This window comes from Rhodococcus sp. NPDC056743 (genome assembly GCF_042790355.1).
GTDB lineage: Bacteria > Actinomycetota > Actinomycetes > Mycobacteriales > Mycobacteriaceae > Rhodococcus_F.
The window spans coordinates 497,622-515,568 of sequence record NZ_JBHTZI010000001.1 but is presented as its reverse complement, the minus strand read 5'-3'; the positions used below and the strand labels follow the sequence as shown (position 1 = coordinate 515,568).

The 17,947-nt window shown below is 62.6% G+C and carries 18 protein-coding genes; 5 read left to right on the top strand and 13 right to left on the bottom strand.

All coding sequences use genetic code 11. The features are described from left to right. Positions 1-12 precede the first annotated feature (12 nt). The 7 genes from ACFRFQ_RS02185 to ACFRFQ_RS02155 form a co-directional block, all read right to left on the bottom strand. Entirely contained in the window at positions 13-1,128 is a 1,116-nt protein-coding gene (locus ACFRFQ_RS02185) for a GTP-binding protein (protein WP_378652536.1), read from the bottom strand. A 26-nt stretch (positions 1,129-1,154) separates the two neighbouring features. After that, positions 1,155-2,279 (bottom strand): glycoside hydrolase family 76 protein, encoded by a 1,125-nt coding sequence (locus ACFRFQ_RS02180; RefSeq protein WP_378652533.1) that lies wholly within the window; start codon positions 2,277-2,279, stop codon positions 1,155-1,157. A 67-nt stretch (positions 2,280-2,346) separates the two neighbouring features. Continuing rightward, positions 2,347-3,027, bottom strand: a complete 681-nt coding sequence (locus ACFRFQ_RS02175) for a TrmH family RNA methyltransferase (protein ID WP_378652530.1) — start codon at positions 3,025-3,027, stop codon at positions 2,347-2,349. Further along, positions 3,027-3,608 (bottom strand): hypothetical protein, encoded by a 582-nt coding sequence (locus ACFRFQ_RS02170; RefSeq protein WP_378653501.1) that lies wholly within the window; start codon positions 3,606-3,608, stop codon positions 3,027-3,029. The genes ACFRFQ_RS02175 and ACFRFQ_RS02170 overlap by 1 nt, the downstream gene beginning before the upstream one ends. Positions 3,609-3,697: 89 nt before the next feature. After that, entirely contained in the window at positions 3,698-4,480 is a 783-nt protein-coding gene (locus ACFRFQ_RS02165) for an SDR family oxidoreductase (RefSeq protein ID WP_378652527.1), read from the bottom strand. Next, on the bottom strand, positions 4,473-5,183 hold the full coding sequence (locus ACFRFQ_RS02160) for a lysoplasmalogenase family protein (RefSeq protein ID WP_378652524.1): 711 nt from the start codon (positions 5,181-5,183) through the stop codon (positions 4,473-4,475). The genes ACFRFQ_RS02165 and ACFRFQ_RS02160 overlap by 8 nt, the downstream gene beginning before the upstream one ends. Positions 5,184-5,246: 63 nt before the next feature. Then, positions 5,247-5,927, bottom strand: coding sequence for a lysophospholipid acyltransferase family protein (locus tag ACFRFQ_RS02155; RefSeq protein ID WP_378653498.1), 681 nt, complete (start codon positions 5,925-5,927; stop codon positions 5,247-5,249). A gap of 64 nt (positions 5,928-5,991) precedes the next feature. Between ACFRFQ_RS02155 and ACFRFQ_RS02150 the strand changes: the two genes are divergently transcribed. Together ACFRFQ_RS02150 and ACFRFQ_RS02145 are read left to right on the top strand one after the other, a co-directional pair. Further along, positions 5,992-6,546 carry a TetR/AcrR family transcriptional regulator gene (locus ACFRFQ_RS02150; protein WP_378652521.1) on the top strand — a complete coding sequence of 185 codons (555 nt, stop codon included), beginning with the start codon at positions 5,992-5,994 and terminating at the stop codon, positions 6,544-6,546. 57 nt (positions 6,547-6,603) lie between these two features. Continuing rightward, positions 6,604-7,053 (top strand): MarR family winged helix-turn-helix transcriptional regulator, encoded by a 450-nt coding sequence (locus ACFRFQ_RS02145; protein WP_138869973.1) that lies wholly within the window; start codon positions 6,604-6,606, stop codon positions 7,051-7,053. 44 nt (positions 7,054-7,097) lie between these two features. On the opposite strand, the gene pyrE is transcribed toward ACFRFQ_RS02145, so the two are convergent. The 5 genes from pyrE to clpB form a co-directional block, all read right to left on the bottom strand. After that, on the bottom strand, positions 7,098-7,631 hold the full coding sequence (pyrE, locus tag ACFRFQ_RS02140) for an orotate phosphoribosyltransferase (RefSeq protein ID WP_138869974.1): 534 nt from the start codon (positions 7,629-7,631) through the stop codon (positions 7,098-7,100). A gap of 54 nt (positions 7,632-7,685) precedes the next feature. Beyond that, on the bottom strand, positions 7,686-8,486 hold the full coding sequence (locus ACFRFQ_RS02135; RefSeq protein WP_378652517.1) for an SDR family NAD(P)-dependent oxidoreductase: 801 nt from the start codon (positions 8,484-8,486) through the stop codon (positions 7,686-7,688). 50 nt (positions 8,487-8,536) lie between these two features. Continuing rightward, entirely contained in the window at positions 8,537-9,469 is a 933-nt protein-coding gene (locus ACFRFQ_RS02130) for a hypothetical protein (RefSeq protein ID WP_378653496.1), read from the bottom strand. A 95-nt stretch (positions 9,470-9,564) separates the two neighbouring features. After that, positions 9,565-10,476, bottom strand: coding sequence for a hypothetical protein (locus ACFRFQ_RS02125; protein ID WP_378652514.1), 912 nt, complete (start codon positions 10,474-10,476; stop codon positions 9,565-9,567). 162 nt (positions 10,477-10,638) lie between these two features. After that, a complete protein-coding gene (clpB, locus tag ACFRFQ_RS02120) occupies positions 10,639-13,191 on the bottom strand; it encodes an ATP-dependent chaperone ClpB (protein WP_378652512.1) in 2,553 nt (850 codons plus the stop codon). Between the two features lie 213 nt (positions 13,192-13,404). Between clpB and ACFRFQ_RS02115 the strand changes: the two genes are divergently transcribed. Then, positions 13,405-14,583 carry an FAD-binding oxidoreductase gene (locus ACFRFQ_RS02115; protein ID WP_378652509.1) on the top strand — a complete coding sequence of 393 codons (1,179 nt, stop codon included), beginning with the start codon at positions 13,405-13,407 and terminating at the stop codon, positions 14,581-14,583. Between the two features lie 16 nt (positions 14,584-14,599). Then, positions 14,600-15,346, top strand: a complete 747-nt coding sequence (locus ACFRFQ_RS02110; RefSeq protein WP_378652506.1) for an FAD-binding oxidoreductase — start codon at positions 14,600-14,602, stop codon at positions 15,344-15,346. A 3-nt stretch (positions 15,347-15,349) separates the two neighbouring features. On the opposite strand, the gene ACFRFQ_RS02105 is transcribed toward ACFRFQ_RS02110, so the two are convergent. Beyond that, positions 15,350-16,510, bottom strand: a complete 1,161-nt coding sequence (locus ACFRFQ_RS02105; RefSeq protein WP_378652504.1) for a globin domain-containing protein — start codon at positions 16,508-16,510, stop codon at positions 15,350-15,352. Positions 16,511-16,759: 249 nt separating this feature from the next. On the opposite strand from ACFRFQ_RS02105, the gene ACFRFQ_RS02100 reads away from it, so the two are divergent. Beyond that, positions 16,760-17,944 carry a nitric oxide synthase oxygenase gene (locus tag ACFRFQ_RS02100; protein ID WP_378652501.1) on the top strand — a complete coding sequence of 395 codons (1,185 nt, stop codon included), beginning with the start codon at positions 16,760-16,762 and terminating at the stop codon, positions 17,942-17,944. Positions 17,945-17,947 lie beyond the last annotated feature (3 nt).

The following is a 17,947-nucleotide window of genomic DNA, read 5'->3' as shown; positions in this document are numbered from 1 at the left end:
ATCATTCCCACGTCATGATTCCCACGTCGGTAGCCGGTCTTCGTAATCGATCCAGGTCCTTGGTCCCGCCCGCAGTTCGTCGTCGGTCAGGAGCGCTGGATCGAGGATCCGGGCAGGCTCCGCAAGGTCGAGTTTCACACCGATGAACACGATTTCCTGACTTGGCTCCTCGTCAGCAGACGCCCACAATTGCGCGGGTTCGATGACAAGGTTGGGGCCGGCCTGCGACCAGATAGCGGCGTACTCGGGCCGACTGGCGATCCAGCAGAATCCTTTACTGCGCAACAGTCCGGTGAATTGATCGAGCGCCTGCTCGAGTCTCAGTGGATGAAACGGCCGCGACGCTCGGTACGTGACACTTCGGATTCCGTATTCCTCGGTTTCGGGGGTGTGGCCGCCGGCCAGTTCCTCGTCCCAACCGGGAACCTGCGCAGCCAGTTCCGGGTTGTAGAGGCCGGTTTCCAGCACCCGAGCGAGATCAACTTCTCCGTGGTCCATCCGGATCACCTGGGCGCTCGGGTTCAGCCGACGCAGAGTTGCCTCGACTGTGCCCGCTGCCCGGTCACTGACCAGGTCGGTCTTGTTGAGCAGAATGACGTCGGCGAACTCCACCTGATCTACGAGGAGGTCGGAAATACTGCGCCCGTCGCCCTCCCCGGCTTCGAGGTTTCGCTCGTCGAGTCGGTCCCCCTTGGCAAGTTCGCTCAGGAAAGTGGAGGCGTCAACTACCGTCACCATCGTGTCGAGCTTCGCCAACGAGCCGAGACTGAATCCGTCCTCGAACTCCCAGTCGAAGGTGGCGGCAACGGGCATCGGCTCCGAGATCCCGGTCGATTCGATCACCAACTGATCGAATTTTCCCTCGCGAGCCAACGCCCCGACAGCGTCGATCAGATCCTCGCGCAGCGTGCAGCAGATACACCCGTTGGTCAGCTCGACCAACTTCTCCTCGGCGCGGTCGAAGTGCCCTTGACCTGCGACGAGGGCCGCGTCGATGTTGATCTCGCTCATGTCGTTGACGATGACCGCGACGCGTCGACCCCCGCGGTTAGCGAGGATGTGATTGAGCAGAGTGGTCTTGCCCGCGCCGAGAAATCCGGACAGCACAGTTACCGGTAACCGATTCATCCACTAATGATAACCATTATCGTTATCTATTGGCGTGCGCGCGGATACCCTGCCGCTGATACGACGTAGGCCGCCTCCATCAGCATCCAACCGCCCACCTGCACAGACAGGTCACGCTCCGGGACACTCGACGAGCGCACCGTGCCTCCCGTGAATGTCGCCAGCTCGCCGGAAAGCCTCGGCAGAGTGGCGTCGCGGGTCCAGTCGTGACCGAAAAGCGGTAACCCCTCTACCTCGAGGCGGTTCTTCCACGCGGCTTCCGCCGACGCCAGCACGATCTGCGCGGCAATCTCCTTCGCCCGAATATCCTCGTTGCTCTCCCAAGTCAGATTGACCACGACAAACGCCAGGTACCGCGCCAGGATCGCATTGAACAGGCCACCGTCACCCCCGCCGCCCCCGATGATGACGCCGTGATCGGTCAAACCGTCGTACACCGCGTTCACCAGAGCATGAACCCGCTCGCGGTGCCGAGGTTCACCCAACCGCGTCGCCAGCTCCGTCTCGAGGCCCAGAGTTACACCTTGGCAATACGAGTAGACGGCGCGCTCGAGTGTGCCGTCGCGGCGGACACCGTCGAAGATCAGGCCGGACTCGGGATCACGCAGAGTCTCCTCGATCCAGTCGGCGTGCGCCTGAGCTCGCCACAGCTTGCCGGTCCGAGCGAGCATGATCCCGGCTGGACCGTTGGCGGGGGTGTTGTAGAAATCGGAGCCCTTGCACCAGGGAATTCCGCCACCGTCCTCCGGCGACCACGAGTCGAAGAGTTGAGATTCTAGCGCTTGTACTGCGCTCCGATGGTCCAGGGCAAACAGTCGCTGGGCGCGTTCGAGCGACAATCCCAGCCACGCCATGTCGTCGTAGTAGCTGTTGGTCCATGCCCTGACGTTTCGGACCCGAACGCTGCGGGCAACCTTGGCAATCCGGCGACGACGCTTGGGCGTCGGGTCACGTTCGAGCGCGTCGACGGCGGTGTCGAGCAGATGCGCTTGCCACCAGTAATGCCACGGGCGGAACATGCGCTCGCGGCGCACCGCCGGCCACGCCACGACGCCCAACGCTGTTCTCGGCATTCCCCACAACCGGCGTAGATGCCGACTGACAATGGCCCCTTCGGCCGCATCTGCGCGTTCCGCCCACACTTGCTGCATAAGACATATCCTGTCCCCTCGGAGCCCGCGGCGCTAGCGCCTACTCAGCTAACAGGCTCCGACAAGGTCAGCGGGAGTTACGGAGATCCGCGTGCTCGCGCACCCAGGCATGCATCGCGATACCTGCCGCGACACCGGCGTTGATACTGCGAGTGGAGCCGAATTGCGCAATCGATACCGTCATGGACGCAACCTCTTTCGCAAGTTCCGTCACGCCGGGACCTTCCTGGCCGAACAGCAGAATGCAGTCTCTCGGCAGGCTCGCGGTTTCGAGCGGTACCGATCCGGGAGTGTTGTCGACGGCGACAATAGTGAGCGAATTCTCACGCGCGTACTCGACCAACTCACCGATGTCGGCGTGGTGCACGATGTGCTGGTACCGATCGGTGACCATCGCGCCGCGTCGGTTCCAGCGCCGTCGACCCACGATGTGCACCGCCGCTGCGGCAAATGCGTTGGCCGTGCGCACCACGGTGCCGATGTTGGCGTCGTGAGCAAAATTCTCGATGGCCACGTGCATCGGATGACGCCGCGAGTCGATGTCATCGACAATTGCCTCGCGAGTCCAGTACCTGTACTCGTCCAACACGTTTCGACGGTCACCCTCAGCCAGAAGCACCGGATCGTAACGCTCGTCGGTGGGGATGTCCGTCCCGTGAAACTCCGCCCACGGGCCGACACCGTTGGGGTTTTCGCCCCATTCTGTCGGACCGACCTCGTCGGCCGGGTCTACGCTCACGTCGGACATCAGAACACCTCGTTGGAATCAGCAGCCACGGTGAATCCGTGTGTGGTCTGCTCGTTGACACACGAGACATCCGTCGCCGTGGTAGTACATGTGAAGCCCAGCTTAGACAGTGGCGTTCCGGGAGGAAGCACCGGATCCGCTTCCGGTCCGCCGGACATGTATACCGGGCCGCCCGAGCACATAAAGGCACCTTCACCCTCATCTTGAACACGAATTCCGTTGCCCCAGTTCACCATGCAACTTTCCGGACGTGGCGGTACCGGAGTTGTCGTCCCCTCACACCCTGCTTCGATGCGGGTGGGCAGTCTGATGATGCCGCACTGGAAGTTCCCGTCCGGAGTGGTGAAGTAGTAGGACTCGTTGCGCTCGAAGTGCACGTCCGTCAATGTGGTCGTCGGCGGCACAGTTGTGGGCGGGACCTCTGAGGTGGTGGTGACGGGTACCGGAACCGTCGTGGTCACCTGGGTCGTGGTCGCGACTGCCGCCGTGGGTTGCGCAGTCGGCGTCGGCGCGGACTGCGCGTCACCACCACAACCGGTGAGCAATATCGCCGAACCCACACTCAGACAAAGCAATCCCATTCGAACACGTACCACCGCGACTACCTCCACCCATGTATTCTGCCCTCAACCCCGCCCACGAACGATGTCGAACTATATCGCGAATTCGATTACGTTCCGGTTAAACGTTTGTTCGTCAACCTCGACAACCACGCCGGTGAGAACCGCGACGCAGCGAGAAGCGCTTTCGCTTGCACTCCCACCGGATAGTGAACCTTGGGCATGCGGCCGGCGCCGCGCGTCGCATCCCAGAGTTCCTGCGCGACTTCCGTTGCAGTGAGCTTGATTCCGAGCGATCGCGTCGAACCGGTGTCCATCCCGGTGACCATGGCGGTCTGAACGAAGAGGGGCCACAGAGCAATCACTCGAATGTCATGTTCGGCCCACTCGAGGTCGAGGGCCTCCGTCAACCCCCGGACCGCGAACTTCGTGGCCCCGTACGTCGCCAGTTCGGGTTGTCCGTAAATGGCCGAGGCCGAACACATATTCACGACCTGAGCACCTGATGTGTCGCGCAGATACGAAAACGCCGTATGCGTTCCGTTGAGAACGCCGGTGACGTTGATATCGACCATACGACGATGCGCAGCAAGGGAAATGCTCTCGAACTTCCCCGACGACAGAACCCCGGCGTTGTTGACCAGGATGTCGAGTCGGCCCGACGCACCGACAAAATCAGCCAACTGTTTCGACCACTGCTCCGGGTCCGTCACGTCGAGTGCGCCGGTCACCGCCGCACCCCCGAACCCGTTGATCTCGGTGGCCAGAGTCGTCAGCCCGGACACGTCGATGTCATAGGCGCCAACCCGATAACCCTTGCGCGCAAACAACAACGCGGCCTCACGGCCGATTCCCGACGCCGCCCCGGTGATGAAGATGCTCCGCTCAGGCATTTTTGCGACCGAGCGCAAGCATTCCCTCGACAAGCATCAACTGGGCCGCCGCATACGACGCGAGAATCACGCCTTCAGCGGCCGCGCGGCCGGCCTTGCCCCGAATGAGCAAGCGTCGCACCACAATCAAACCATCGGACGCGGTGAACAGCACGCCGCCCACACCCAGCCATGATCGCCGTTCCTGGCCCGGTACCACCACGTCCAGCACGGTCTTGGCCCCCGGCACCAAAGCCGGATCCGCCGACAACGTCGAGGTAGTTCCCAGCAGCAATCCGTACGCGGTCAATGGCGTCGACACCTCAGGAGCTTTGGCGCGCAGCAACCCGGAAGCCGTGGACCACCCGCTTATGCGAGGCTTGAGCGCAGCCCTCGTCGGCCGGGCACCACGACGCAACAGCAGCGCCGAGTAGCTCGACTGCATGACGGCAAACGAAGATGCCCCCTTCACCAGGCGAGCATCGTTGTCCGGGTCGATCATGAACACGTCACCGATCGTTGCCGCAGCAAGACCGGCCAGGAGCAGCGCGGTATCAGCGGTATCCGTCTCGGATCGCTTACGCAGCACCCTGACCGCAAGCGACGGCGCAATCAACGGCTTGGCAATCTGTTGAACACGCTCATTACCGAGCACCGCCCCAGCCACCGTTGCCGCCGTTGCCGCCGCAAAAACCGCGTGCTCGATGCCCCACTTGCCTGCCATGCCCAGTCCTCCTGTTGGTTGCGCGCTGTTGGTTACGCGTCCAAGACGACCGTACTGGGTAATTCAGCGTGAATCACGAGATTTGACGTCAGCTCCGTACAGATCGACGTATTCCTGCCCGGACTGCTCGCACAGTGCCGCCATCAACTCGTCGGTTGCAGCGCGGACAACAGCCTGATGGCTCCGCAGTTCTCGGTAGCGGGAGAAATCGATCGGCTCGCCCACACTGACGTGCACCTTGCTGAATCGCCACATCTTGGTGCCTGGCGGATTCACTGCGTCGCCGCCGTGAACAACAACCGGAATGACGGGGACACCCGTTTCCAACGCAACCCGGATCACCCCCGTTTTACCTTTGTGCAGGCGGCCGTCCGGCGATCGTGTCCCCTCGGGGTAGATCGCCCACACTCCACCCCGTTCGAGGATTCCGACGGCAGTGTCCAGTGCCGCACGTGAGGCGTCGGCACCACTGCGGTCGATGGGAACTTGACCGGCGCCGCCGAAGAACCAGCGCTGCAACGCGCCCTTGATGCCGGAACCTGTGAAGTACTCGCTCTTTGCAACAAACGTGATCCGTCGTCGAACCTTCAGAACCAGGAAGAACGAGTCGACAACAGCCCGATGATTGCCGGCAAGTATCACCGGTCCCGTCCTGGGAATGTTGCGGTGCCCCTCGATCGTGGGGCGCCCGAAGACCCACAGAATTGGCCCTATCAGGACGTATTTGAACAGTCGATACAGCACGCAAGCACCCCGATCAGTGAGAGTAGACACTGTCTACTTTCCTAGATGGTAGACACTGACTTCCATGTCTGCCACCACACTCCGCGACACCCTGGTCGACACCGGCGTCGGTATTCTCGACACCGACGGCCCCGCCGCCCTGACGTTGCGAGAGATAACCCGTCGAGCAGGCGTGTCACATGGAGCGCCCAGACGCTACTTCCCGACACACAACAGCCTACTTGCGGCGATCGCCTCACGAGGTCTGCAGGACTTGAGCGCGCGACTCGCACCGATGCTCGGCGCGCCCACGCCGGCGAGAGCTCGATTGATCTCTGCCGCAATCGAATACGTCACCTTTGCACAGGAGCGGCCGGCGATGTTCGAGCTGATGTTCCACCACGACGTACTCGAGGACGCCGGAGCCGACCTCCGCGCAACGTCGCTCCCGCTCTTCGAGGCTCTACGAACTCTGACCGAAGCAGACCAGGCCCCGGATCCGTACGCGACCGCACTGAAGATCTGGACGGGGACGCACGGAATTGCGGTTTTGGCCGCAAACCGCAGCCTGGATCTCGTGGCCCCAGAACTTGCCATCGAAGATCTCGTCAGATCGACCGTCGAGGCCCATCTCCCTTGAACCATGTGTTGCCAAAGACTCGTTTACACAGTCATTACCTTATGAAAGGATTCGATCGTGCCCGATCAGGAACAGAGATTGCACGACCTACTGGTCGACTTGGTGAGCAATACCCATCGCTTCACCAAAATGGCGACGTCACTTGCTGCCGACCGCTACCCCCGGACCTGGCTCCGCGCACTGGCATTACTCGAGGAATACGGCGAAATGCGAATCAGTGACTTCGCCAGAATCGATCACTGCTCACAGCCGTCGGCAACCGCTGTGATGCGCACTCTCGGCGAGCGCGGATTGGTCGAGCGGCGTCCGGATCCGGACGATGCCCGCGCCGTGCTGGTCGCAATGACCGACGTGGGACGAAAGACCCTAGCTGACGGCCGACACGCCATCGCCGATGCACTGATTCCGCATTTTGCCGACCTCGAACCCGAGCAGATCGAACGCCTGACCGTGGGATTGGCCGAGCTGCGATCGATGATCACATCGGCAAGGCCTTCGGCCCTATGAGCCTTGTCCGATAGCGCGAACTACCGGAGAAGGCTCACCGGGCGTCAGCTCAAGTTGAGATCGTCCAAGCCCAGAAGCGAGCGGTACTCCACACCCTCTGCACCGATAACGGCGTCGGCGCCGGTCGCGCGATCCACCACTGTCGCCACACCGACCACGATGGCGCCCGCATCACGAAGAGCCTTCACCGCGGTGAGCGGAGAGTTGCCCGTCGTCGTGGTGTCCTCGACAACCAGAACACGCTTGCCAACCACATCGGGGCCCTCGATCTGACGCTGCATTCCGTGAGCCTTGGCAGCCTTACGGACGACAAACGCGTCGATCGGACGGCCGGGAGCGTGCATCACTGCCATCGCCACCGGGTCTGCGCCCATCGTCAAACCGCCAACAGCGTCGAAATCCCAGTCCGAAACGAGTTCACGCAGCAGTGAACCGATCAACGGTCCTGCCTTGTGGTGAAGCGTCGCGCGGCGAAGATCCACGTAGTAGTCGGCTTCCTTGCCCGAGGACAACGTCACCTTTCCGTGCACAACTGCCAGTTCGCGCACCAGCGCAGCCAAATCTTCACGATCGCTCATGAGTGCTCAGCCTACCGATCGCAGCGCCGAGGCAATAATCTCCGTGCGACCTGTTTACGTACGACCCCGGCCGCGTCCCACAAGGTTGGTCATCTTACGAACCAGACCCTTCGGCACCAGACGTCCGGCAGTGGTGAGGATCTTGTACTGAATGCCGGGAATGCTGATGACCTTGTTGTCGCCGAGATCCTTCATCGACGTCGCAACCACCTGATCGACGCTCAACCACATCGGCTTCGGAATCGACGACATCTCGATTCCAGCTCTCTCGTGGAACTCCGTCCGGATGAATCCCGGGCACAGTGCTTGAACTCGAACTCCGGTTCCGGCCAGCCCGCCGGACAATCCTTCGGTGAACGAAATCACGTACGCCTTGCTGGCCGAATACGTCGAACCACGCCCGGACAACAGCCCCGCGACACTGGCGACGTTGACAATAGTTCCGTTTGCCGACGCGATCATGCTGGGCAACGCCGCACGGGTCAGGCGCATGACGGCAGTGACATTGACGTCGAGTTGAGCTTGCAGAAGAGCCGGATCAGCCGTCCAGAATTCACCGGACGTACCGAACCCGGCGTTGTTGACCAGAACGTCTACGCCGCGGGTCAACCGGTCGGCGACCGCGTCACGGCCGGCTTCCGTAGCGAGGTCGGACACCAGAATTTCGGATTCGGTGCCGAACATCGCTGACAGTTCGGAGGCAAGATCACGCAATCTCACTTCGTCCCGTGCAACAAGCACCAGGTCGTAGCCGATCGACGCATATTTCTTGGCAAACCCGGCACCCAGACCTGAGGTAGGGCCGGTGACCAGGGCTACAGGACGCGCAGGGCGATCCGAGTTCGATGACGACATACCGGCCACGCTAGTGGGTCGAGCCTCGAAACGTGAGGCTTACACGCGGCTCAATCGACGGGGCGTACGGTTCCCGAGCGCTGAGTGCCGGAATTCGGTTTCGGCGTGGTCGGCGGGGCGGGAAACTCACGGCGAGGCGCGTCCGGAGTCTCGCGACGGGGTACATCCGGGGCAGTGCGACGAGGCAATTCGGGCGCCTCACGGCGCTGAGATTCGGGAACCTCACGAGGGGCCTGTTGTGCGCTACGAACGGCCTGCGGTGCCTCGCGGTTCGGGGGCGCTTCCCGGTTCGGGGGCGCTTCCCGGTTCAGGGGTGCATCAGCGCCTTCGCCGCGGGGGCGAGGGCGGCTCGGGTCGTGATCGACTTCGAGTTCACGCGGATCCGTGACGGGAGGGAGTACGTGCAGGATGCCGGACAACCGCGCGACAGCTTCGATGGCAGCATCCCAATCGCGGCCGGTGCTCGAGACCGGAAGGGAGCCGAGAGTCCAGCGACCCTCACTCCACAGCATGCTGATTGCCGGCGGAACTGATTCGGTGAACGCGACCATGCGCTGGTCACAGACCCGTCGAGCGATTTCGAGGTCGGTGGCAAACACGACGCGCGGGCCGATTGCGCCCAGCAGGTTGAGGTCGCCGTCCTTGGGCGGTGCCGTCGATTTGAGCCGCAGGTCAATGTCGACGTCAGACCCGATTTCGCGTCGAACCGCCACGATGGTTGCGGTTTCCTCGAGGTCGAAGAGAACGAACTGCTCACCCCGCCTCGTACCGCGCACGACGTCGGTGGCGGTCAGATAGTCCTGCTTGGCCATCGCTGCGCGGTGCCACTCGCCGGCAAGCTGATCGTCAGCACCGGTGTACGTGTAGCCCTGCGCTTTTGCCCAAATCTGACGTACGCGGCCGGATTGATCACGCCTTGTTCTATCGACGTACAGAAGCGCACCCGCGCCTGCGAGTGCCACTACTGCGAGTCCGAACCACATTCCAGTCATCACTGCCAGCCTAGCGACTTCCGTCGACAACCTCCCGCAACACCCTGACGAATCCTCCGGTGTGTCCCACGCGACCTCAGTCCGGTTCAGTTGCCGAACGACGGCAACGACGTATCGAGAATGGTCTTTGCGGTCATCGTTCCGTTCTCCACGGCGGTGCCGTCGACGACGATGTTGTCACCTGGTTGAAGGTCGGCAACAGACGAGCGATTGAACGCGATCAACGTCGTCTCGGGTGTGGTGAGAATGGTGGTCTGAGATCCACCGATCGAGTTGATGACCAGGGTGCCGCCGTCGTTGGACACGACTGTGCCGACAGCTCCGCCGGCCTGGCCGATGACATCACCGAGACCTCCGGGCAGTTTGTCGAGCGGCGACGACGTGGGCGACGGCGCGGGTGCGGTGGTCGTGGGTTTTGGCGTCGTCGGTGCAACAGTGCTGGTGGGCGGAGCGAATGCCGTTTGCGTTCCCGATTCACCCGAGGAACCGAACAGTGAAATACCGATGATCGCGATCACGGCAACCAGGATGCCGACAACTCCGGCCGCGATCCAGGTCCCGAGCTTGCGGCGCTTCCCACCATCCGGCGGCACACCATCCGGCGACCGACTGTCCAGGAACGGTTGTTCCGGCGGCACCCCGCCGCCGCCCGCACCCGCAACCGGATACTGCTGGGTTTGCCCGTACTGCGGTGTCTGCCCGTACTGCTGCGCGTTATATGTCGGGTACGCCTGCGTCGCGCCGGGTGGCGGGGCCTGCGGATCGAACTGAGGGTTGTAGGGCGGAAACGCCTGCGTCGGGTTCGGCTGGCCCTGCTGGTTCGGCTGGCCCTGCTGGTTCGGCTGGCCCAAGTACTCGGTGTTCTGGTCGGGCCCTCCACCGTAGGGGTACTGCTGTTGACCTGGGTACTGCTGTTGCCCCTGGTTTTGGTACTGCTGGGGTATCTCGAAATGCTCGGTCGGCTGGTCCGACTTACGCGGATCGTTCTGATCAGTCATTCCTGGCCACCTTCATGTCGGATGTACGGGTGCGGGCTAGATCTGCCGTACGAGGATCCAGCCGTCCAGCGTAGACAAATCCAGGGTAGAGAAAACGCGAATGCCCCGCCGATCCGTGTGGATCGACGGGGCATTCCGCTTACCGAATCAGGACAGAACCGATTAGGACAGAACCAACTGGTCCGCGTCCTCGCTGACACCGACGTGTACAGTGTCGCCGTCCTGGACCTTGCCGGCCAGGAGCAGCTTGGCGAGCTGGTCGCCGATCGACTGCTGGACGAGTCGACGCAGTGGTCGAGCGCCGTACAGCGGGTCGTAACCGCGCACCGCGAGCCACATCCGGGCGGCACCGTTCACCTCGAGGGTGAGTCGACGCGCCGCGAGACGCTTCTGCAGCTGCTCGAGCTGGATGTCCACGATGTGCTCCAACTGCTCTTCGGAGAGCGAGTCGAAGATGACCACGTCGTCGAGACGGTTGATGAACTCGGGCTTGAACGCGTGGCGTACCGCGTCCATGACCTGCTCCCTCGTTCCACCGGATCCCAGGTTGGAGGTCAGGATCAGGATGGTGTTGCGGAAGTCCACCGTGCGGCCTTGACCGTCGGTGAGTCGGCCTTCGTCGAGCACTGCGAGCAGTACGTCGAACACGTCGGGGTGTGCCTTCTCGACCTCGTCGAAGAGGACCACCGAGTACGGGCGTCGCCGAACTGCTTCGGTGAGCTGGCCGCCGGCTTCGTAACCGACGTATCCCGGAGGGGCACCGACGAGTCGGGCCACCGAGTGCTTCTCACCGTATTCGCTCATGTCGATGCGGATCATCGCGCGCTCGTCGTCGAAGAGGAAGTCCGCCAAGGCTTTGGCGAGCTCCGTCTTACCGACGCCGGTCGGGCCCAGGAACAGGAACGAACCGGTGGGCCGATTGGGATCGGCAACGCCTGCTCGGGCGCGGCGAACCGCATCCGAGACGGCGACGACGGCGTCGGTCTGTCCGACGACGCGCTTGCCGAGTTCGGACTCCATGCGGAGCAGCTTCTCGGTTTCGCCTTCCATCATGCGACCGGCCGGAATACCTGTCCAGGCTGCGACCACGTCTGCGACGTCGTCGGGCCCGACCTCTTCCTTGAGCATCACGTCGCCGTCGGAGGCGGCGCCGGAAGCCTCTGCTGCGGCTTCGAGTTCCTTCTCCAATGCGGGGATGCGTCCGTAGCGCAGCTCGGCTGCTTTGCCCAGATCGCCGTCACGCTCAGCGCGTTCGGACTCTCCTCGCAGGGATTCGAGCTGTTCCTTGAGCACGCGCACCGAGTCGATGGCCTGCTTCTCGTTCTGCCAGCGAGTGCTGAGCTGGCTGAGCTTTTCGCGGTCGTCGGCAAGTTCCTGACGCAGTTTTTCGAGCCGCGCCTTCGAGGCGTCGTCGGTTTCCTTCTCGAGTGCCACTTCCTCGATTTCGAGTCGGCGGACTGTGCGTTCCACCTCGTCGATCTCGACGGGACGCGAGTCGATCTCCATGCGCAGACGCGATGCTGCTTCGTCGACGAGGTCGATGGCCTTGTCCGGCAGGAACCGCGATGTGATGTAGCGGTCCGACAGCGAAGCGGCTGCTACCAGCGCGGAGTCGGTGATGCGCACGCCGTGGTGCACTTCGTAGCGCTCCTTGAGGCCGCGCAGGATGCCGACGGTGTCCTCGACCGAGGGCTCACCGACAAGTACCTGTTGGAAGCGACGCTCGAGTGCGGCGTCCTTCTCGATGTACTTGCGGTATTCCTCGAGCGTGGTGGCACCGACCAGCCGCAGCTCACCGCGGGCGAGCATCGGCTTGATCATGTTGCCTGCGTCCATCGCGGATTCGCCGGTGGCTCCGGCGCCGACGATGGTGTGCAGCTCGTCGATGAAGGTGATGACCTGTCCGGCGCTGTTCTTGATGTCGTCGAGAACTGCCTTGAGGCGTTCCTCGAATTCACCGCGATACTTGGCACCGGCCACCATGGACCCGAGGTCCAGGGAGATGACGGTCTTTCCGCGCAGCGATTCCGGGACGTCGCCCGCGACGATGCGTTGGGCCAGGCCCTCCACGATCGCGGTCTTACCGACGCCGGGCTCACCGATGAGTACGGGGTTGTTCTTGGTACGACGCGAAAGCACCTGCACCACGCGTCGAATCTCCGTGTCGCGGCCGATCACCGGGTCGAGCTTGCCGCTGCGTGCGGCTTCGGTGAGGTCGGTGGAGTACTTTTCCAGCGCTTGGTAGGTGCCTTCCGGCTCCGGGCTGGTAACGCGCGCGCTGCCGCGAACTGTGGTGAATGCCTCACGTAGCGCGATGGGTGTCGCACCGTGATTCTTCAGCAGGGTCGCGATGTCGGAATCACCGTCGGCAAGTCCGTACAGCACGTGCTCGGTGGAGACGTACTCGTCGTCCATCTCGGTGGCGAGGTGCTGCGCGGAGGTCAGCGCCGCGAGTGCTTCACGCCCGAGTTGTGGTGTGGAGCTGGCGCCGGTGGTTTTCGGCAGGCGATCCACCAGATTCTGAGCTTCGCGATGCACGACGGTGGGATCGACGCCTACTGCTTTGAGCAGCGGGCCGGCGATGCCGTCGGTTTGGTCGAGGAGTGCGACCAGCAGGTGTGCCGGTCGAATGTCGGGGTTACCCGCCGACGACGCCGACTGCAGTGCAGCCGTCATCGCAGCCTGGGTCTTGGTTGTTGGTGTGAACGAGTCCACTTGTCACCTTTCTGGCCGGGCTCCGGTCGCCACAAGCGCGTCGAAGTCGAAGTTGTGGGCCGCTCCGGGTGGTGGTGCGGCCGTGTCAATATGCTCAACGCGGACAAACTTGAGTCTATTCCGCTCAAGTTTGTTTTGGCCAGTTCGATTCCCACTTTCCCAGCCGTACTAGAATTGGGGCGAGTGTTGCTGCTGTTGCGAAAGGGGTGTCGTTTGGATCCGACGGTGATAGCCCGCCTGCAATCCAGCCTCGACGCTCTGGCAGACGACGTCGCTTCTCGCGCCCACTTTTCGGCCCTGTTCTATACCGCCCTCTTTGCCGAACATCCTCTGTACCGTTCATTGTTCCCGGCCGGCATGGAGTCTCAAGGCCACAGGTTTGTCACCGCGATCGAATTTGTCGTGAAAAATCTGCCGCAGCAGCGCCGGATCCGGAAGTTCCTGAATCAACTCGGCCGCGACCACCGTCGCTACGGTGTCGAACGCGAGCACTACCGGGCCGCTGGAGTTGCTTTGAGGCGTGCCGTGAAGTCGATGCACGGAACCAGCGCTCACAGCCGATACAAGTGGACACCGGAACTCGACGACGCGTGGTCCGAATTCGCCGAGTTCGTCGTGAGCACCATGGCGGAAGGCGCCGAGTCCGATACAACCCCGGCGCTGTGGGGCGGAACCGTTGTCAGCCACGAACGGGTGCTCGACGATCTTGCGATCGTGCGCCTCGAAACCGACCCGCCCATTCCGTACGGCGCCGGTCAGTACGTCGGGGTGCAGGTTCCCCAACGGCCCCGGATGTGGCGGTACTACTCCCCCGCGATCCCGACCAACCCTTTCGGCCAACTCGAGTTCCACGTCCGCAAGGTCTCCGGCGGCTGGGTGAGCCCGGCAATCGTCAGCGAGACCGCTATCGGCGATCAGTGGGTCATGTCCACTCCCCTCGGCGGCCTCGAGGTGGACTTCACGGACGACCGCGACGTTCTCATGATCGGCTCGGGCACCGGGATCGCGCCGTTGCGCGCTCAGGTGATGGAAATGTCTCAGCGAGCGACGAATCCACGTGTTCATCTATTTGTCGGCGGGCGCTACCCGTGTGATCTTTACGATCTCGAAACCCTGTGGCACATTTCGCTCAGCAACCCGTGGCTGACCGTCGTACCGGTGTCCGAGGAAGCCGAGAATCCGTGGTGGCACAGTGGACCGGCACTCGAGCCGCCGTTCGGTATGCATTCGCGACTGACCGGCCCCATCGGTCGGGTCGTCGCTCGGTTCGGTTCGTGGGCGGACCGTCAGATCCAGATTTCGGGGTCGCCGTCGATGATCAAGACCACGATCTACGCGTTGCGGGCCGGCGGCACTCCACTCGACCAGATCCTGCACGACCCGCTCTACTGACTTTCAGGAGACAATCATGACTTCACGATCCTGGACCAGCACCGTCGTCGAACATCACCGTTTGCGTGAGGATCTGGCCGTGGTCCGCCTGGTCGGCGACGTCGTGCCGTTCCGACCCGGTCAGTACGTGGATGTGAGCGTTCCGCAGAATCCCCGCTTACTTCGCCGGTTGTCCCCCGCACTGCCACCGTCACAGGACGGGAAGCTCGAGTTCCACGTCAAGACCGTTCCCGGCGGTTGGGTCAGTGGTGCGATAGTCAAAGACACTCAACCCGGCGACACGTGGACGATCATCGATCCGCGCGGCTCCCTTGCCGTCGACGAAAACGGTCCGCCCGTCATCATGATCGCGGGCGGAACCGGTTTGGCGCCGATGCGGTCGATCATCCTCGATCTGGCCCAGTCACCGAATCCGCCTCTGGTCTACCTGTTTTTCGGCGGTCGCACGCTCCGCGACCTGTACGCGGCGGACATGCTGTGGATACTCGCCCATGAACTGCCGTGGCTGCAACCGATTCCCGTCGTCGAAGATCTCACGGACGCCGGCCCACCCGACGGCTGGGCCGAAAGACTCGGCGTCGACATCGGTTTCGGCGAGGACCATTTGGTTGAGGGGACGCTTGCCGACGTCGTCTCGTCGTACGGGGCTTTCACCGAGCATCAGGTGTTGGTGTGCGGGTCGGCTGCCATGGTGCGTTCGACGCGAGATCGTCTGATCGCGACGGGAACTCCGGCCGAGGTCATCAGCTCCGACCCGTACTGACGGTCAGTACGTCGGGTCACTCCGGACTGTCGCGGCGTCGATGCCGACGGCCCGGAGCCGGAATTTGGTGCTGTTCACGACGGATTCGTTACCGACGAGCTGGATGTCGTATCCCGCCCAGTCTCCGAACGAGGTGACAACCTTGCCGACCTTGCCGGTCAGGCGCTTCGACATCCCGATCGGCGACAGCGGTTCGGTCTCGGTGTGCCACCACGGGTTGGTGTCGTCTTCCGAGACCGGGACGACGGTGAGCCACGGATGCCGCTCGGCGAGGGCCCACAGATGTGGGAGGTCGTACAGATCGCACGGATGCGCACCGGAGTAGAACAGGTGAACCTTGCGTGTGTTGCCGCGGCGGATCAGTTCCAGTATCTGCGCGCGCAGCGGCGCAACGCCGGTTCCCGACGCGATCATCAGGAGGTCCTTGGTGTTCTCCGGAATTCCGAGGGCGCCGATCGGTGAGCCGATCACCCAGATGTCTCCGACGGTGGTCTGGGTGACCATCGCGGGACTGACCCAGCCGCCAGTTACCTGCCGGATGTGGAACTCGATGATTCCCGAACCGTCCGGCGGATTGGCCGGGGAGAGGTATCGCCACATCCGGGGCCGCGCGGCAACCTGCACGCTGACGTATTGACCGGGCCGGTAGTCCATGGGCTGATCGAGTTGGACTCGCACGATCGCGACTCCTTTGATCGCGGTGCGCGTCTCGATCACGGTGGCGCTCCACGCGGGCGGTCCGTCTTGTGCGTTTGCCGCATCCATCATGGCTGCGGAAATGACGGCCAAGGCGTTGCGCCAGGCGCTGTCGACCTCGTCGGTCCACATCTCGGCGCCGCCGAACAATTCGAACGCTTCGATCATCGAATTGCCGACGGCTTGGTAATGCTCGTCCGTTACACCGTATTTGCGATGATCGCGGCCCAATTGCGCGAGGTATTCGAGAATTTCGCCGGTCTCGTCAAGGCGTTCGACGACGTACGCTATCGCCGTGAACAGACGGTCACGTTGCACGTCCATCGCAGCCGGAAAGAACTCGCGCGTCTGGGGTGACCGCGCAAACAGCAGCGAATAGAAGGTCCGGGCAAGCCGCTCCGGGCCACCTTCTTCGGCGACGATGGACTTGAAGCTCGACCGGACCAGAGAAATTGCTTGCGAATCCACGCTTATCCCCGTTGCTTGTCCTGGTCCCGATGTCTCGCGGCAGACCCGCCGCAAACTTACCGAGGGGAGCTTATGTCACAAATGTCCCACTCGTAAATGTTTGGCCGTATATGTCACACGTCACGCCCATTTTTTCGGTACGACCGTCCCTTTTTCACTCGGGGGTGCAAAATAAGCAAGGGTTTCGACACGCTCGACAGCTGAGCTAATGTCCAGCGAAATCCGAACCAGCCAAACAGGAGTCGTGCCGTGGATTTTGTTCGACCGGATGCGTTGCCAGCAGGTAGCGCACCTTCAACTCCGCTCGTTTCAGGTCCGCCGGTGCCCACCGATCTTCAACGCCGCGAACTCGAGTGCGTGGAGTTCTTCGACTCCCCGGAACTGAGCCACCTGCCGACATCGAGGCGGCACGAAGCGCTGCGTGAACTACACAAAACCGGAACATACACGCATTCCGCCGAAGAACTTCTGGTGGGAGCCAAACTCGCGTGGCGCAACCACGCACGCTGTGTCGGACGCGCGCATTGGCGCACTCTCAAACTTATCGACGCCCGCGATGCCGTCACCGCATCCGCACTGGCCGAGGCCTGCTGGGAGCACCTACGTCTGTCGACCAACGGCGGCGCACTCCAGTCCGTCGTCACTGTCGGACCACTCCCGCGTGAAGACGGACAGGAGTACCGCATCCTCAGCCCGCAACTGATCCGCTACGCCGGCTACCGGCAACCGGACGGCACAATTCTGGGCGACCCGTGGCACGTCGATCTGACAGAACAAGTCACGTCGATGGGCTGGAAGGGCGCCGGTACCCCGTTCGACGTTCTCCCCCTGCTCATTTCGGTTCCAGACGAACCACTCCAGTACTTCGACGTACCTGCCGACCTCGTTCTCGAGGTACCCATCGAGCATCCCGACTACCCGTGGTTCGCTGACCTGGGACTTAAGTGGCACGCAGTCCCGGCAGTCTCGGACATGAATCTCGATATCGGCGGAATCGTCTACCCGTGCACTCCGTTCAGCGGTTGGTACGTCAGTACCGAAGTGGGTGCTCGCAACTTCAGCGACACCGATCGCTACAACATGCTTCCCACCGTGGCGGCGCATCTGGAGCTCGACACCAGCACCGATCGAACACTGTGGAAAGACCGTGCGCTGGTCGAATTGAACCGCGCAGTTATTCACAGCTATCGCAAAGCCGGCGTCATCATGGTCGACCACCACACTGTCGCAAAACAATTCATCGACCACATCGCACGCGAAGAGAAGGCGGGACGTAAGTGCCCGACGGACTGGTCCTGGGTGAACCCGCCGATGTCCAGTTCTCTCACTCCGACGTTCCATCGCCTCTACGACGAGCCCGATCTCTCCATCCGCCCCAACTTCGTGACGAAGAAGAAGGGCACCGACCAAGGTCGGTGCCCCTTCCATCAGTGATAG